14 protein-coding genes are annotated in these 14,697 nt (G+C 33.2%); 1 reads left to right on the top strand and 13 read right to left on the bottom strand.

The genetic code is table 11. The features are described from left to right. Positions 1–4: 4 nt before the first annotated feature. The 4 genes from mce to ACFVR2_RS06460 are packed head-to-tail and all read right to left on the bottom strand — an operon-like array spanning position 5 to position 5,723. Positions 5–442: a methylmalonyl-CoA epimerase gene (gene mce / locus ACFVR2_RS06475; protein WP_387359941.1), complete on the bottom strand. Its 438-nt coding sequence runs from the start codon at positions 440–442 to the stop codon at positions 5–7. Next, positions 442–1,461, bottom strand: a complete 1,020-nt coding sequence (gene meaB / locus ACFVR2_RS06470) for a methylmalonyl Co-A mutase-associated GTPase MeaB (protein ID WP_387359939.1) — start codon at positions 1,459–1,461, stop codon at positions 442–444. Before meaB ends, mce begins: the two co-directional genes overlap by 1 nt. Then, a complete protein-coding gene (scpA, locus tag ACFVR2_RS06465; protein ID WP_387359937.1) occupies positions 1,462–3,627 on the bottom strand; it encodes a methylmalonyl-CoA mutase in 2,166 nt (721 codons plus the stop codon). Then, a complete protein-coding gene (locus ACFVR2_RS06460) occupies positions 3,624–5,723 on the bottom strand; it encodes a methylmalonyl-CoA mutase family protein (RefSeq protein WP_387359935.1) in 2,100 nt (699 codons plus the stop codon). Before ACFVR2_RS06460 ends, scpA begins: the two co-directional genes overlap by 4 nt. An 872-nt stretch (positions 5,724–6,595) precedes the next feature. Here ACFVR2_RS06460 and ACFVR2_RS06455 point away from each other — a divergent pair. Then, positions 6,596–7,297: a GNAT family N-acetyltransferase gene (locus tag ACFVR2_RS06455; RefSeq protein WP_387359933.1), complete on the top strand. Its 702-nt coding sequence runs from the start codon at positions 6,596–6,598 to the stop codon at positions 7,295–7,297. Here the strand turns inward: ACFVR2_RS06455 and ACFVR2_RS06450 are convergent. The 9 genes from ACFVR2_RS06450 to ACFVR2_RS06410 form a co-directional block, all read right to left on the bottom strand. Then, complete coding sequence (locus ACFVR2_RS06450; protein ID WP_387359930.1) at positions 7,264–7,491, bottom strand: hypothetical protein; 228 nt, start codon at positions 7,489–7,491, stop codon at positions 7,264–7,266. The genes ACFVR2_RS06455 and ACFVR2_RS06450 overlap by 34 nt on opposite strands. A 154-nt stretch (positions 7,492–7,645) precedes the next feature. After that, positions 7,646–8,614, bottom strand: coding sequence for a PDR/VanB family oxidoreductase (locus tag ACFVR2_RS06445; RefSeq protein WP_387359928.1), 969 nt, complete (start codon positions 8,612–8,614; stop codon positions 7,646–7,648). Positions 8,615–8,620: 6 nt separating this feature from the next. Then, positions 8,621–9,109: a hypothetical protein gene (locus tag ACFVR2_RS06440; RefSeq protein WP_387359926.1), complete on the bottom strand. Its 489-nt coding sequence runs from the start codon at positions 9,107–9,109 to the stop codon at positions 8,621–8,623. Positions 9,110–9,115: 6 nt separating this feature from the next. Further along, on the bottom strand, positions 9,116–10,066 hold the full coding sequence (locus ACFVR2_RS06435; RefSeq protein ID WP_387359924.1) for a heme-dependent oxidative N-demethylase family protein: 951 nt from the start codon (positions 10,064–10,066) through the stop codon (positions 9,116–9,118). 727 nt (positions 10,067–10,793) lie between these two features. After that, positions 10,794–11,090: a rhodanese-like domain-containing protein gene (locus ACFVR2_RS06430; protein ID WP_098862752.1), complete on the bottom strand. Its 297-nt coding sequence runs from the start codon at positions 11,088–11,090 to the stop codon at positions 10,794–10,796. A gap of 16 nt (positions 11,091–11,106) precedes the next feature. Further along, positions 11,107–11,466, bottom strand: coding sequence for a rhodanese-like domain-containing protein (locus tag ACFVR2_RS06425; RefSeq protein ID WP_387359922.1), 360 nt, complete (start codon positions 11,464–11,466; stop codon positions 11,107–11,109). A gap of 69 nt (positions 11,467–11,535) precedes the next feature. Then, entirely contained in the window at positions 11,536–11,796 is a 261-nt protein-coding gene (locus ACFVR2_RS06420; protein WP_387359920.1) for a metal-sensitive transcriptional regulator, read from the bottom strand. A gap of 525 nt (positions 11,797–12,321) precedes the next feature. Further along, positions 12,322–12,858 carry a signal peptidase I gene (gene lepB / locus ACFVR2_RS06415; protein WP_387359918.1) on the bottom strand — a complete coding sequence of 179 codons (537 nt, stop codon included), beginning with the start codon at positions 12,856–12,858 and terminating at the stop codon, positions 12,322–12,324. Positions 12,859–13,001: 143 nt separating this feature from the next. Continuing rightward, a complete protein-coding gene (locus ACFVR2_RS06410; protein WP_387359916.1) occupies positions 13,002–14,645 on the bottom strand; it encodes an AMP-binding protein in 1,644 nt (547 codons plus the stop codon). Positions 14,646–14,697: the final 52 nt, after the last annotated feature.

Genomic DNA, 14,697 nt, shown 5'->3' with positions numbered 1-14,697 from the left:
TTATTCAACTTCCTTTCTCAGAAACACTTGATGATGGTTGGCATAGCTCAAACAATACTTTATTCGTTGAATTTGGATGAAGGAATGCAACTAGGCTGTCGTGCGCACCCTTTTTTGGAACTTCATTAATTAGTTTAATTCCGTGTTCTTTCACAACTTCAAGCTGTTTCTCACAGTTTTCTGTTTCTAATGCAATATGATGAATTCCTTCGCCTTTTTTCTCAATAAACTTTGCAATTGGGCTTTCTGGACTAGTTGCTTCTAAAAGCTCAATTTTCACTTCACCGATTTCGATAAATGCTACTCGTACTTTTTCACTTTCAACTGTTTCAATTCCTTTCAGTTTTAAGCCAAGTACATTCGTATACAATTGAATAGAAGTCTCTAAATCTCTTACTGCAATTCCAATATGGTTAATTTTTTTAGGACTAGTCTCATGCATTACAATGTCTCCCTCCTATTGCCTTCAAAAATGGATAATAAATAGTTTGCAGCTGAAGTTGCTGTTAATTCTCCATTTACAATTGAGCTTTCAATCGTTTTTAAATTTAGTTTCACACTTTCATGATTCATAAAACTTAGTTTCAACTGTTCAAAAACCATGTTGTACATCCAATCAATCATTTGTTTTTGTCGGCGCAAAGAAAAATAGCCTGACTCAGTTGTTAGATCTTTAAAAGCATTAATTTCATTCCATATTTCTTCAATTCCTTCACCTAGTAACGCTGAAACTGTATATGCTTTGCTTGACCAACCAGGAGTTGAAGGCTGTAATAAGTGAAGTATTCGATTAAATTCAGCCTTAGCCGCATTGGCTTTTAATTTGTTTTGTCCATCGGCTTTATTGATGACAATTGAATCTGCAAGTTCCATGATGCCTTTTTTAATTCCTTGTAGCTCATCTCCGGCCCCGGTTAGCATGACTAAAAGAAAAAAATCTACCATTGAACGAACCTGTACTTCACTTTGTCCAACACCGACAGTTTCGATTAATATCACGTCATAGCCTGCTGCTTCGCATACTAGCATAGATTCTCGTGTTTTACGTGCAATTCCACCAAGAGAACCACCCGATGCAGAAGGTCTTATAAATGCATTAGGATTCTTTGAAAGAGAATCCATTCTTGTTTTGTCTCCTAAAATACTACCTTTTGTAATTGTGCTACTTGGATCGATTGTTAAAACGGCTACTTTATGTCCTTGTTCACACAAATATGTTCCAAAGCTTTCTATTAAACTACTTTTACCGGCTCCTGGAACCCCAGTTATTCCAATCCGGATCGAACGACCTGAATGAGGAAGCAACCTCGTCAACACATTTTGTGCAGAATTCATATGAGCTGACGAATTACTTTCTATAAGGGTAATTGTTTGGGCTAAAATAGTTCGATTGCCTTCAAGTACTCCATTTACATAGTCGTCTTCAGAAAGCTTTTTCTTTCTTTTGTTTTCTTGATCCATTTAAATCGAATCCTCAAGTCGGCGATTAATTTCTTCAATAACCTTTTGTGCCGCAACTGGGATAACAGTACCTGGTCCGAAGATTGCTGCTGCTCCGTTTTTCAATAAAAATTCATAGTCCCCTGCTGGTATTACCCCTCCAGCAACAAGAACAATGTCTTGTCGTCCTAGTTTTTTTAATTCTTCCATCAATTGTGGAAGTAGTGTTTTATGCCCTCCTGCTAAAGAACTCATTCCGATAACATGAACATCATTTTCAACTGCTTGAAGTGCCGTTTCCGCTGGTGTTTGGAATAAAGGGCCGATATCTACGTCAAAGCCTAAATCAGCAAATGCTGTTGCGATTACTTTCGCTCCACGATCATGACCGTCTTGTCCCAGTTTAGCAATCATAATTCGAGGACGACGACCTTCGTTCTCTTCAAAATCATCAGCCATTTTACGTACAATCTCTATTTCATCTTTTTCACCGTATTCCGCACTGTAAACGCCCATAATTGAACGAATAACGGCTTTATGTCTACCTACTACTTTTTCGTAAGCATCCGAAATTTCACCTAATGTTGCGCGAGCTCTAGCAGCCTCAATTGCAAGCGCTAACAAATTACCTTCCCCAGACACCGCAGCCTCAGTAATTGTGGTTAATGCTGCCTGAACTTTTGCTTCATCTCTAGATGCTCGAAGCTCTTGTAATCGCATAATTTGTGCTTCACGAACTGCAGTATTGTCGACTTCTAAAACATCTAATGGATCTTCTTTTTCAAGGCGATATTTATTAACGCCAATAATTGTTTCTTTACTTGAATCGATGTGAGCTTGACGTCTTGCCGCAGCTTCTTCAATTCTCATCTTTGGTAAACCAGTTTCAATCGCTTTTGCCATACCACCTAATGATTCAACCTCTTGAATATGTGCCCATGCTTTTTGAACTAATTCATTTGTTAACGATTCAACGTAATATGAGCCTCCCCAAGGGTCCACTACATTACAAATTCCAGTTTCTTCTTGTAAATAAAGCTGCGTATTACGGGCAATGCGAGCAGAGAAATCCGTTGGTAATGCAATTGCTTCATCTAAAGCATTCGTATGAAGTGATTGAGTATGTCCTAACACTGCAGCCATGGCTTCAATACAAGTACGAGTCACATTATTAAATGGATCTTGTTCTGTTAAACTCCAACCAGATGTTTGTGAATGCGTTCGTAACGCCATAGATTTTTCTTTCTTTGGATCAAATGATTTTATCAATTTAGCCCAAAGCATGCGTCCTGCTCTCATTTTTGCGATTTCCATGAAATAGTTCATTCCGATTCCCCAGAAAAATGATAAACGAGGCGCAAACGAATCAATATCGATTCCCGCTTTTAAACCCGTTCGAACATATTCCAATCCATTTGCTAAAGTATAGCCTAATTCGATATCTGCAGTTGCCCCTGCTTCTTGCATATGGTAACCAGATATACTGATGCTGTTAAATTTAGGCATATTTTGTGAAGTATAAGAAAAAATATCAGCGATAATACGCATTGATGCTTCTGGTGGGTAAATATAAGTATTTCTCACCATATATTCTTTCAAAATATCGTTTTGAATCGTTCCTGTAAGCTGTGATTGATGAACTCCTTGTTCTTCAGCAGCAACAATATAAAATGCTAAAACGGGAAGTACAGCTCCATTCATTGTCATTGAAACTGACATTTTATCTAACGGAATACCATCAAATAAAATTTTCATATCAAGGATTGAATCAATTGCAACCCCTGCTTTTCCAACATCCCCTTCAACACGAGGATGATCTGAATCATATCCACGGTGAGTAGCTAAATCAAAAGCAATCGATAAACCTTTTTGTCCAGCAGCTAAATTTCTTCGATAAAATGCATTACTCTCTTCTGCTGTTGAAAATCCTGCGTATTGGCGAATTGTCCAAGGTTTGTTAATATACATCGCAGGGTACGGTCCACGTAAAAACGGAGCAATTCCAGAAACATATCCTAAGTGCTCCATCTGATTAAGATCAGTCGAATCATATAATGGTTTTACATCTATTTGTTCTAAAGTTTTCCAATCATCTTGATTAACTTGCATCTGTTTAGGAGGTGCTATATTTGGCGCAGAAAATGTTGTATTAAATGGCATCTTTGTAAAGTCTGTTAGTTTGTTCATTTCAAAATCCCTCCATCCTTTTGAAGATTTTGTAACTTTTCGAAATTATTTACATTAATATGAATGAAATCATCAATTCCAACTTGTTTGTATAAATTCATATCATCTATTGACGGCTTTCCTGCTAAAAGTACTTTTGCATTCGGATTAATTGTTTTAATCTGATTTGTTATAGTAGGTACAACTTCTGAATATTGATCATCAGTTGAACAAATGACAACAATTGTCGATTCTGATTTTTTAAATGATTCGATTACTTCATCAATGGATGTAAAGCCTTTATTTTGTAGCACCTTAAATCCTCCAACTTCAAAGAAATCAGTAACAAAGTCCGTTCGAGGTTTATATGCTGCAACTTGTCCGAAATTTGCTACAAATACAGTTGGAAATTCACCTGTACTATTTTTATAGCTTTGAGAATTTTGGCGTAATGATTCATATGGTTGTGCACCACGATGTATGTTTAATTGATTAACACTAAGAAGTTCTGAGTCTACTAAATTCATTGCATTTATAATGTTCGTTATTGATGCACCATTATTTGCTGCATCAATTATATCTTCAATTGAACAACTACTTTGTAATACGAAATGTTCGGAACCGCCTTCGAAGTTTTCTTTAGTCACTTCAACATCTGCACGATCCAATTCTTTTTTCTCTAACCCGGTTTCATTCAGATTTGGATAAATATTAGTCCCAATAAATTTAACTTTTCTATTTTTTATGTTGCTCGATTTTTCTTCTGCAACCTGTCTAACTAATGCTTGAGGGAAACCTTCTTGTATTGCCTTAACCATTCCGCCTTTTTCTTCAATCTTTTGGAATAGTTCCCATGCCTTTTCAGCCAAAGAGTAAGTAAGTGATTCAATATACCAAGAACCACCAGCTGGATCAGAGACTTTTGATAAATTTGATTCTTTTTCAAGAATTAAATGTGTATTTCTCGCAATACGTCTAGAAAACTCATCAGATGATTTTATCGATTCATCGAATGGCGAAACATGAAGTGAGTCAGAACCTCCAATTACGCCTGCAAAAGCTTCAACAGTCCCCCTAAGTATATTTACATAAGGATCATAAATCGTTTTTGTCCATGCAGATGTACGTGAATGAATGTTCATTTTTTGTGAAGCTTCATTGCCACCTAATTCTTTTATAATTCTTGCCCAAATCATTCTAGCTGCTCTTAATTTTGCTATTTCCATAAAGAAGTTCGATCCGACAGAAAACGAGAAAAGTATTTTAGTTGCTGCATCATCAAGTGAAATTTGTTGGTTATCCATTTCACGTAGGTACTCTAATCCAGTTGAAATAGCAAATGCTAATTCTTGCACTGCATTTCCTCCTGCATCGTGATAAGGATGTGACTGAACTAAAATATTTCTTAAATTTGCTGTATGATTAATTGACCATTTTGTGATCTCAGCCATCATTTTGTAAGCATTTTCAAGAGAATACGGAAGTGTCCCTTCTTTCACTAAATTACTGATCGGATCCATTCCAATAAAGCCATTTATTTTATTAAAATCGTAATTTTGTTGTTGCAAATATGCGATAAATGAACCAAAAAATGCTTGCCCGCCGTTAACTGTTTCAATATATAAAGGAACTTCCTCTAAATTTATATTTTGAAAGGCTATTCTAAAATCATTAATAGATGTTAAGATTAACCCTTTATTTGAATTATTATTTTTACTAGTTGTTTCTAAAGATTCGTTTAGTTGAATCTTTAACATCGTTTGACCTTTGTCTAAATCATGTTTTGCAACACAGTTGAACTCCATTGGCGAAGAACAATCTAATTCTTGACTAATTTCCCATGGCTTTTCTAGATAGCCTTGTTCACTAGTTCCTCTAACGAAAGGAAATTCCCCTGGTTGTGCGTTTAAATAAGGATAGTTAGCGATATCTTCTTCCACATACATCGGCTTCAAAATTATTTCTTCATATGTTTTTGTTACAAGCTTTTCCTCAATAGTGGCTCCTTTTAAGGATTTTTCAACAACATCTCTCCACTCTTGTACAGTAGGCTTTGGAAATTCAGCAAATAAAGTCTCTTCCAAGTTATGGTTCGAAGTTTTTGTATTTTCTGACATGTATAAAGCCACTCCTTTCTTTATCTCTTAATTTAATAAGATGTAAAAATAAATTAGATCATCGAATTTACCTATGTAATAAACTCGATTTTTCTTTTCATTAAGAATATAAATGCAAAGAATAATTAAAATTTCGACAAACACTTTCAAAAATCCTCTAAAATTATGAAAATTACGTATTTTTTAAATGCTCTTATTTATAAATATATTTTGAAATTAGTTTTTTCTACAAGCCTCTGTTAAATTTGAACTAAAAAAGGCTGTCTAATTTAGACAGCCTTTTTTAACCCGTATATAACGAACGCATGTACATTATTTAAACAAGAAAACGAGTCATAATTTAGAAGAAATCACACTTTTTTTATTTAAAATGGTCCAATGCTCTTTCTTTTAATTATGAAACTGTTATCTGATTTTGCAAAACCAATACGAGGATCGAATTCCAGGGCTAACGTCGATGATAATAAATTTAAGGCAGACTTCCTATTTTTTCATGCACCAGTTGAATTAGCTTCTTTCCAATTCCAATATTTTAGTATGTATTATCAACGGCAAGATCAATAAAATAACAACAAAAATGCGATCTCCTATTGAATTATTGCAGGTTTGTTGAATTAGAATCTAAAAACCAATTGTCTTTCTTAAATCTATAGGTTTTTCATTTTTACATTCCAAAACAGTTGTTATTTCAATCATATTTCCACTCCCACTTTAATGCTGGTACCATTAAAATTGTCGCATCTGGTACTTTTGATTTTACTAGATTGTGTTTGAATAAAGGTAAATGAGATGAATAAAATGGTTAAAACACTTAAATTCGGCACGCCTTCCATCTATACTGTAGTAAAAAATAACTAAAATGTGGTGATTAAATGAATCAGAGAATAAACAAATACAACCAGCCAATTGGTGAGGACTTGTCCAATTGGGAGAAAAGAAAATTCCCTTCTGATCTGTATTATGTTGGAAAACATACTATTGTCACTAGATTATCTCGTATACATACTAAAGATCTCTATAATGCCTATAAAATTTCTAATCCTAGTAATTGGACTTATTTAACCGACGAACCACCTCTCAACTATGAAAATTTTGAACAAACATTACTAGAAAAAATAGAAAGTAGCACACAGATCTATTATGCTGTGATAAATAAAGAGACTAATAAACCACTTGGAATATTTAGTTTAATGAGGATAGATCAGACAAATGGGGTAGTCGAAGTAGGAAGTATTAATTTTTCGGATGCTTTAAGAAGGACAAGAATCTCGACCGAAGCACACCATTTATTAGCCAAGTATGTTTTCGAAGAACTCCAATACCGACGCTATGAATGGAAATGTGATTCTCTTAATGCTCCCTCCATTAAATCAGCAAAACGTTTAGGATTTAAGTATGAAGGTACCTTTAGAAATAACGTTATCTATAAAAACCGATCACGAAGCACCACCTGGTTTTCAATGCTAATAGAAGAATGGCCTCTACATAATCAGGCATTAACTCAATGGTTGGCAGAAGAGAACTTTGATGACGAAGGAATTCAAATACAAAGATTAGAATCATTTAAGCAATAAGAACAAAAAAAATGGTTCATTTTACAAGGTGCAATGACGTTGTTTCTGTTCGTGTTACGCGAACGAAAAACAACTCTCTCATCGATAACACCTTTTTCAGTAAGAACATTCGTATGTGCGATTGTTGTTTCATTTACAAAGACTATGATTAAACTCTCTCTTTCTACCTCAGGTATTCCACTCTGATTACTCAAACAAAGTACCCCTCATAACTTTAGGATTTTGCGAAATTTCTGCAAAGTCCTGAAAATCAACATTACACTTTAACAGAGCCTTACAAAAAAGCAAAAAAATAAAACAGCTAGTCTACCAATTAAATGGGTAGTCTAGCTGTATTAAAATTGAACTCTATATTTCAAGAATTATTTGATTTGATTTTGCCCTAGAGACACAAGTTAAAATCATTTTATTGCTTTTTCTTTGATCCTCGTCCAATAAGAAGTCGTGATGCTCAATTTGGCCATCGATTACGTTTACTTCACATGTTCCACATCTTCCAACTTTACAGGAATATGGTACTTTTATACCCTCATCAAGTAAAACATCTAATAAAGTTTTATCAACGGGAACTTGTTTTGTAGTTCCATTCGCCAGTCTAACCTCAAATGGTCTAGAGTTAGCCAATAATTGTGGTGTAAAAACTTCAATATGGACACTTGATTTTGGATAGCCAAATGCATATGCAGATTCATTAAATTGAGAAATAAACCGATTAGGACCACAAAAATATACATGAGTTCCGATTGAATGGTCTAAAAGAGTTTCAACTTTTATTCGACTAGAATTATGCTCTTTCGTAAAGTAAAAAGTAGTCTCTTCTTTATAAGATTCATTTAAAAAGTCATAATATGCACTACTTGATTTAGTTGCCGAAGTATAGTGAAGTTCAAAAGATTTATTTTTACTTTTTAATTCCTTCATCATCGATAAAAAAGGCGTTATGCCAATACCCGCTGCATAAAACACATGATGTTTTGCTCTTGAACTTAGCGGAAAATGATTTTTTGGATAGCTAATCCGTAGTCGATCACCTACTTTAATTCGTTCATGCCAATATTTTGAACCGCCCTTTGATTCCGAACTTAAATGAATGGCAATTTTATAAGTGTTATCAATAAGTGAATGATGAACTAAAGAATAAGGTCTGCAAATAATCTCATTTTCTGCAGCAACATATGTATTAATATGAGAACCTCCACTAAAAGTTGGAAGATTAAATTCATCAATTGGAATAAAACTAAATTCTTTAACCTGTTGTGTTATTTGCATTATTTCATTAACACGAACTAGTATCGTATTCTCAATCAATACATTCACTCCCATCTACAATTTAGCGATGTTTCCTAAATATGCGTCATAATGGACCGAATAATGGTCAGAAACTGAAAGTAATAAATGACAGTTTTGACACTGAATTTCTTTACCAATTTCTAAATTTTTTAATTCAGTTAAACTATGACAACGACAACAAAAAACCTTCGAGTTCAGTTCACCATACCCAACATATTGTACTTCATCTTCAAAAAATCCTACATCTTCTATAATTGGCCGTAAATTTTTAAGCTCTTCTTTACTAAGTGCTATATATAAATAGCTACCCATTTTCTGACTTTGCAACCAAGTTTTAATATTGTTTTGAAATTGTTCTGGACTTGAATCAAATCCAATGAATACAAAATCAAAAGAATAATTTTTCTCAAGTAACTTTTCTAAGATTGGCTGAATTAACGGCCTCCCTCTATGATTCGAACAGATTAAATATTTTCTTTTTCCATCTATAAAACTAGCTTCTTCAACTATTAAATTATTCATCGCATTCTACCCAACTTCATCAAGTTTATTTTTTAAATATGTTATTACTTCTTTTTTATATGAAGAGATTCCTTTATAATCTGAAATGAAATCCGGCAATTCACATAGAATTTTATAAAATTGCTCTAACCATTCCTTTTTTAAGGTTAATTGCTCTAGTGGTAATAAGTGAGTATGAATCGTAAATAGGAGCCCATTACTAGCAGCCAACCTAAATAACTTTTGAACTTCAACGCGTAAGTGAACAAATTTCCCGACATTATCAGTAGAAACTTTTTTTCTATCTTTTCCCCATTGATCAAATGTTTCTAATGAAGTATCTAGTCTTTTTCCTGCCATTAGTGACCAATTTTTACGAGCCCACGGTGCTCCTTGTTCAATATTTTTTAAGAAACGAAGAATTCGATCATCCAATGATTTTTCACTAAACATAGGGATCGGCTGATGAATCTCTTTAAATCTCATTCCTAGTTTAAAAGTAAGTGACCAATTGGAAGGAAAACAGAGATGTCCAGCATCTAAAAATAAATCGCCATCTCGTTGACTCATATAAATTAAATCCTCTTGTACATGTCTACCTATGAAATTCAATGGCTTTCCTAAAACAGAAGTTAGATCACCAAAGCTAAATTGTTCCTCCTCCTTCAGCAGCTTATTATATATAGTCCAATATTCATGACCCTTATGAACTTCAAAAAAGTTTGGATAATACTTTATTAAATGATCTAAAACTAATTCTACAATTTCCCATTGACCTTCAAAACTAGTAGGAAGTGCTTGATAACAATGGCTTGGTGAATTGTGTAACAAGCTTCTTTTTAATTTTATTTCATTCTCATATTTAGGCGTAATCTCGATGCTTGCAGGTGGATCTAATAGAATAGAATTATTTGAGTAACGATAAATCTCATCTTTAAAAGGATACGGAAACCATTCTAATTCATTAACTTGATTCATCTGAACACCCTTTATAGTAGATTAAAAGTAAATCGTTCAAATTAGTTAAACTAGACAAAGGTAAACATACTATTAATTTCTGTTTATTTGTTACATTAGATTTTAATTAATTATAAGAATATTCTGTTTTTTATGTCAATAGTTAGTCCGATTTATTGTGCATTTTAATAGAAAGTTTACGAAAGGATCGTTTATGAGTGGGGTATTTCATTTTTTGGCTTTTTTAAATACTCATGAACCTTTTATGAGGTACTATATCTCGGCTTTTTTCATCTTTACTTCCTCATGAACTTTTTATGAGGTATTATATCTCGGCTTTTTGACTCTTTACTTCCTCATGAACCCTTTATGAGGTACTATATTTCGGCTTTTTTCATCTTTACTTCCTCATGAAGCCTTTATGAGGTACTATATTTCGGCTTTTTTCATCTTTACTTCCTCATGAAGCCTTTATGAGGTACTATATCTCAGCTTCTCGCCTTTTTACTTACTCATGAACCACTTATGAGTTACCATATTTTAGCTTTTTCCCTTTTTACTTACTCATGAACACCTTTTGAGGTACTAAATCTCATTTTCTTGCTTTTTTATCTACTCATGAAGCCTAATGTGTATGTCCTTTCATCTTTTTGTGTTTTCTCTTCTAATGAACCTGAGTATGTTGTGATCTTTCAATACATATAAAAAAATTGCTTATATTCTTTTATAAGCAATTTTGGTATTTTGTTTATTCAATTTCGCCTGTCCAAGCAAGCATACCGCCAGTCATATTCACAACATTAAATCCATGACTTTCTAAAAACTGTACTGCTCGACTACTTCTGCCACCAGCATGACATACAACGATGTATTCATTATTTTTATCTAGATCAGCCATGCGAAATTCGATTAATCCAAGTGGAATATGCGTCGCACCGGGGATTATTCCGTTTGCTACTTCATCAGCCTCGCGAACATCAATAATATTAACAGTATTTCCATTTTTTAGTAGATCTTCAAGTTTTTCTGCTGTAATTTCTCTCATTAATTATTCTCCTTTATTAAGACCAAGTACTCATTCCGCCTTTTACATTTGTAATATTGGTATAACCCAATTTTTTAAGAACTTTACATGCTTTTTTACTTCTCATTCCACTCTGGCAAATAATAATTGTTTCTTGATCTTTTGATAGATGATTTAAATTTTGCTTTAACACATGCAATGGAATATTTTTGAATTCTTTAATATGTCTTCCTTTATATTCTGCAGAGGTTCTAACATCAATGAATTGTTTTTCCTTACTTTTCAATTCATTTTTTAATTCATTTGTTGAAATTTGCCTAACCCCTTTGATTGGAAGAAAAGTTTGTACTAGAAAATAAGCAATTAATACGATGATTAGAATATTTAACAGTTCCATTTAAGTCCTACTTTCAAGAAGTTGATGTTCAGAAATATTTTGGCCGGTGATCAGTTTTATGAATGTTTTTTATCTACTTTTTACTAATAAGCTTACTGCTTCTTTTACAAGCTCTTCTGCACTTTCTCCATTTTCGTCAGCTAGTCTAACACATTCAATTAGATTCGTACTTACGATGACTCCAATTGTACGATCCATTGCCGATCTTACTGCTGATAATTGAGTTATAACATCTTTACATCCTTTATCCTCATCCATCATTTTTAAAATGCCTCTAAGTTGTCCTTCAATTCTTTTTACTCTATTTTTTATTTGATCATCATAAGACATAGAAATCTTTCCTTTCTAAGTAAAATTTTTACATTAGTTAAAATGAACTATATACCCAGATAGGTATGAAGTCAAATATATTGTCGTCCTTTGTAGATTAATAGAAAAAGTAGAGCTAATGGCATAGACGATTTGAAAACAACACGAAACTACTTATATAATAGACAATTTATTTTTAAACAGCATAAAAGCCTGGTAACTAACTATTCCAGGCTTTACTACTTTACATATTTATTACTAAGAAAGGTATCGTGATGATGGCTATGATCATTAATAACCAATTGTTCTTCTTAATTTGAGTAATTTCTTCCTCCAATAAGAGCTCTTCACTTTTTTTCATTATATATTCCTACTTTCAGTTTTGATAAATTTATTCTTATATTTAAGATTTATTTCCTTAAATAAAGCTTAAAATACCTGTAAGTCTCAATTTTATTACTTTTTAACTTTATATAATGAAAATGAAATTTTAATGAAAAACCTTTTCTAATTTTTTTTACCATTTAATCCATTTTACTTTTCCTTTTAGTGTATTATTCTTACTCGATCAAACGGAAAAAAAACTCCTTCAACTTTGCCGACTATTTCAGACTGCTTTATATACCCTAAACCATTTCTACTATCTTTACTATTCAATCGATTATCTCCCATTACTAAATACGACCCGTTAGGTACTTTCACTTGATTAAATTGGAGATATTCTCTATAGACATTTTTCAAATGGTCATTTAAATAGTTTTCAGATAGATGTTTTCCATTAATGTATAGGCGTCCATTCGTTAAATTAACATTGTCACTTGGCAAACCAATTATTCTTTTGACATAATACTTAGGGTCATTTTCTTTTTTTATAATGACAACTTCACCTCTATTTATAGATGAAATATGAAATGAGGCTTTGTTAACAAACAAATAATCATGATTATGTAGGGTCGGTTGCATCGAGGCACCTTGAACAATAAAGGGTGAAAAAATAAAAATCTTAACAATTAATGCGATCGTAAAAGAATAGACTATTATTTTAAAAGTTTGCCTTGTAGATTCCTTTTTTCGTATTTTCAACTTTTTATCCCCTTTAAGTTTTTCGTGTCCACATTTTAACATAATATGATTAAATGTTTAAATATTCTTACAAATATTTAATTAAAAAATAGCAAAGCTTTCTGTTTCACTTTGCTATTTCTTTAATGATTAAACCAGGTCAATTAAACTTGTTTTTGAGCAGTTTCTACTGCTTGCTCTCTAAGTCGGAATTTCTGTATTTTTCCCGAGGCAGTCATCGGGTACGCTTCTACAAATTCTATATATCGAGGAATTTTATGTTTTGAGATTTTTCCTTTACAGTACATTCGAATATCCTCTGGTGTAATTTTTATTCCTTCTTTAAGTATAATCCAAGCCATTACTTCTTCCCCATACACATGATCAGGTACTCCAACAACTTGAACATCTAACACATCAGGGTGAGTATATAAAAATTCTTCTATTTCACGAGGATAAATATTTTCCCCACCACGGATAATCATGTCTTTTAGCCTACCTGTAACTTTGCAATAGCCATTCTCATCCATGATCGCTAAATCCCCAGTATGTAACCATCTATCTTCGTCAATTGCACTACGAGTAGCTTCTTCATTTTTGTAGTAGCCCTTCATTACATGATAGCCTCTAGTACAAAGTTCACCTTGTACTCCACGTGGCACTTCAATAGATGTACCTGGTTCTACTATTTTCACTTCAACATTTGGTAATGCCTTACCAACCGTTTCAACTCGTACCTCAATTGGGTCATTCGTTCTAGTTTGTGTGATAACTGGAGAAGACTCCGTTTGACCATATGCAATTGTGATCTCTGTAATTCCCATTTTTTCGATTACTGCCTTCATAACCTCAATTGGACAGTTTGAACCTGCCATAATTCCAGTTCGTAATGTTGATAAATCATATTTAGAAAATTCAGGTTCATTTAATTCGGCGATAAACATTGTAGGAACTCCATGTAATCCAGTACATTTTTCATCTTGTACTGTTTGAAGTACTCTTTTTGGACTAAAGTCTTGAACAGGTACCATCGTTGCTCCAACAGTAACACAAGCCATGGTTCCTAATACACATCCAAAGCAATGGAAAAATGGAACGGGAATACATAAACGATCAACCTTTGTTAATTCCATACAATTCGCAATATTAAATCCATTATTGACGATATTAGAGTGTGTAAGCATTACACCTTTTGGGAAACCAGTCGTTCCAGATGTATATTGCATGTTTATAACATCATACGGACTCATTGATGCAATTCGCTTATCCAACTCTAAGTCTGATGTATTTTTTGCCATGGAAATAAGCTCATCCCATGAGAATGTTCCAGGGTATTTTTTCTCACCAAGAACAATTACGTTACGTAAAAATGGCAGTCGACTGCTATGAAGTTCTCCAGGAACAGCATCCTTTAATTCTGGTATAATTTCATAAAGCATTTCAATATATGAAGAATCTTTATACTGATCCATTAAAATAATCGTTGTTGAATCAGATTGCTTTAACAAATATTCTAGCTCAGCTGTACGATAATTTGTGTTTACTGTAACAAGAACCCCACCCATTTTGCCCGTTGCAAATTGTGACGTAAGCCATTCAGGTGTATTTGAAGACCATATTGCAATATGATCACCTTTTTGAATTCTAAGACTCATCAAACCTTTTGCTACTTCTCTACAGTGGTTTTCAAATTGTTCGTAATTCATCCTTAAACCTCTATCCGCATAGACAACAGCCTCATGAGTAGGATGTAATTTCGCTTTTTCTTCTAATAGTTTCCCTATCGTAATATCTAGTAAATTTGTCATCTTATCCTCCTTAATTGGTTCCCTTCCAAAAGGACGCGTTATTAAAAATTAA

The organism is Gottfriedia sp. NPDC057991, assembly GCF_042886615.1.
Taxonomy (GTDB): Bacteria; Bacillota; Bacilli; order Bacillales; family Bacillaceae_G; genus Gottfriedia.
The sequence above is the reverse complement of the archived record's forward strand: the minus strand, read 5'-3'. Positions and strand labels throughout refer to the sequence as shown.

Coding starts and splice junctions, on each gene's coding strand:
- mce (WP_387359941.1), bottom strand. CDS start 442: ATGCATGAGACTAGTCCTAAAAAAATTAACCATATTGGAATTGCAGTA.
- meaB (WP_387359939.1), bottom strand. CDS start 1,461: ATGGATCAAGAAAACAAAAGAAAGAAAAAGCTTTCTGAAGACGACTAT.
- scpA (WP_387359937.1), bottom strand. CDS start 3,627: ATGAACAAACTAACAGACTTTACAAAGATGCCATTTAATACAACATTT.
- ACFVR2_RS06460 (WP_387359935.1), bottom strand. CDS start 5,723: ATGTCAGAAAATACAAAAACTTCGAACCATAACTTGGAAGAGACTTTA.
- ACFVR2_RS06455 (WP_387359933.1), top strand. CDS start 6,596: ATGAATCAGAGAATAAACAAATACAACCAGCCAATTGGTGAGGACTTG.
- ACFVR2_RS06440 (WP_387359926.1), bottom strand. CDS start 9,109: ATGAATAATTTAATAGTTGAAGAAGCTAGTTTTATAGATGGAAAAAGA.
- ACFVR2_RS06435 (WP_387359924.1), bottom strand. CDS start 10,066: ATGAATCAAGTTAATGAATTAGAATGGTTTCCGTATCCTTTTAAAGAT.
- ACFVR2_RS06430 (WP_098862752.1), bottom strand. CDS start 11,090: ATGAGAGAAATTACAGCAGAAAAACTTGAAGATCTACTAAAAAATGGA.
- ACFVR2_RS06425 (WP_387359922.1), bottom strand. CDS start 11,466: ATGGAACTGTTAAATATTCTAATCATCGTATTAATTGCTTATTTTCTA.
- ACFVR2_RS06420 (WP_387359920.1), bottom strand. CDS start 11,796: ATGTCTTATGATGATCAAATAAAAAATAGAGTAAAAAGAATTGAAGGA.
- ACFVR2_RS06410 (WP_387359916.1), bottom strand. CDS start 14,645: ATGACAAATTTACTAGATATTACGATAGGGAAACTATTAGAAGAAAAA.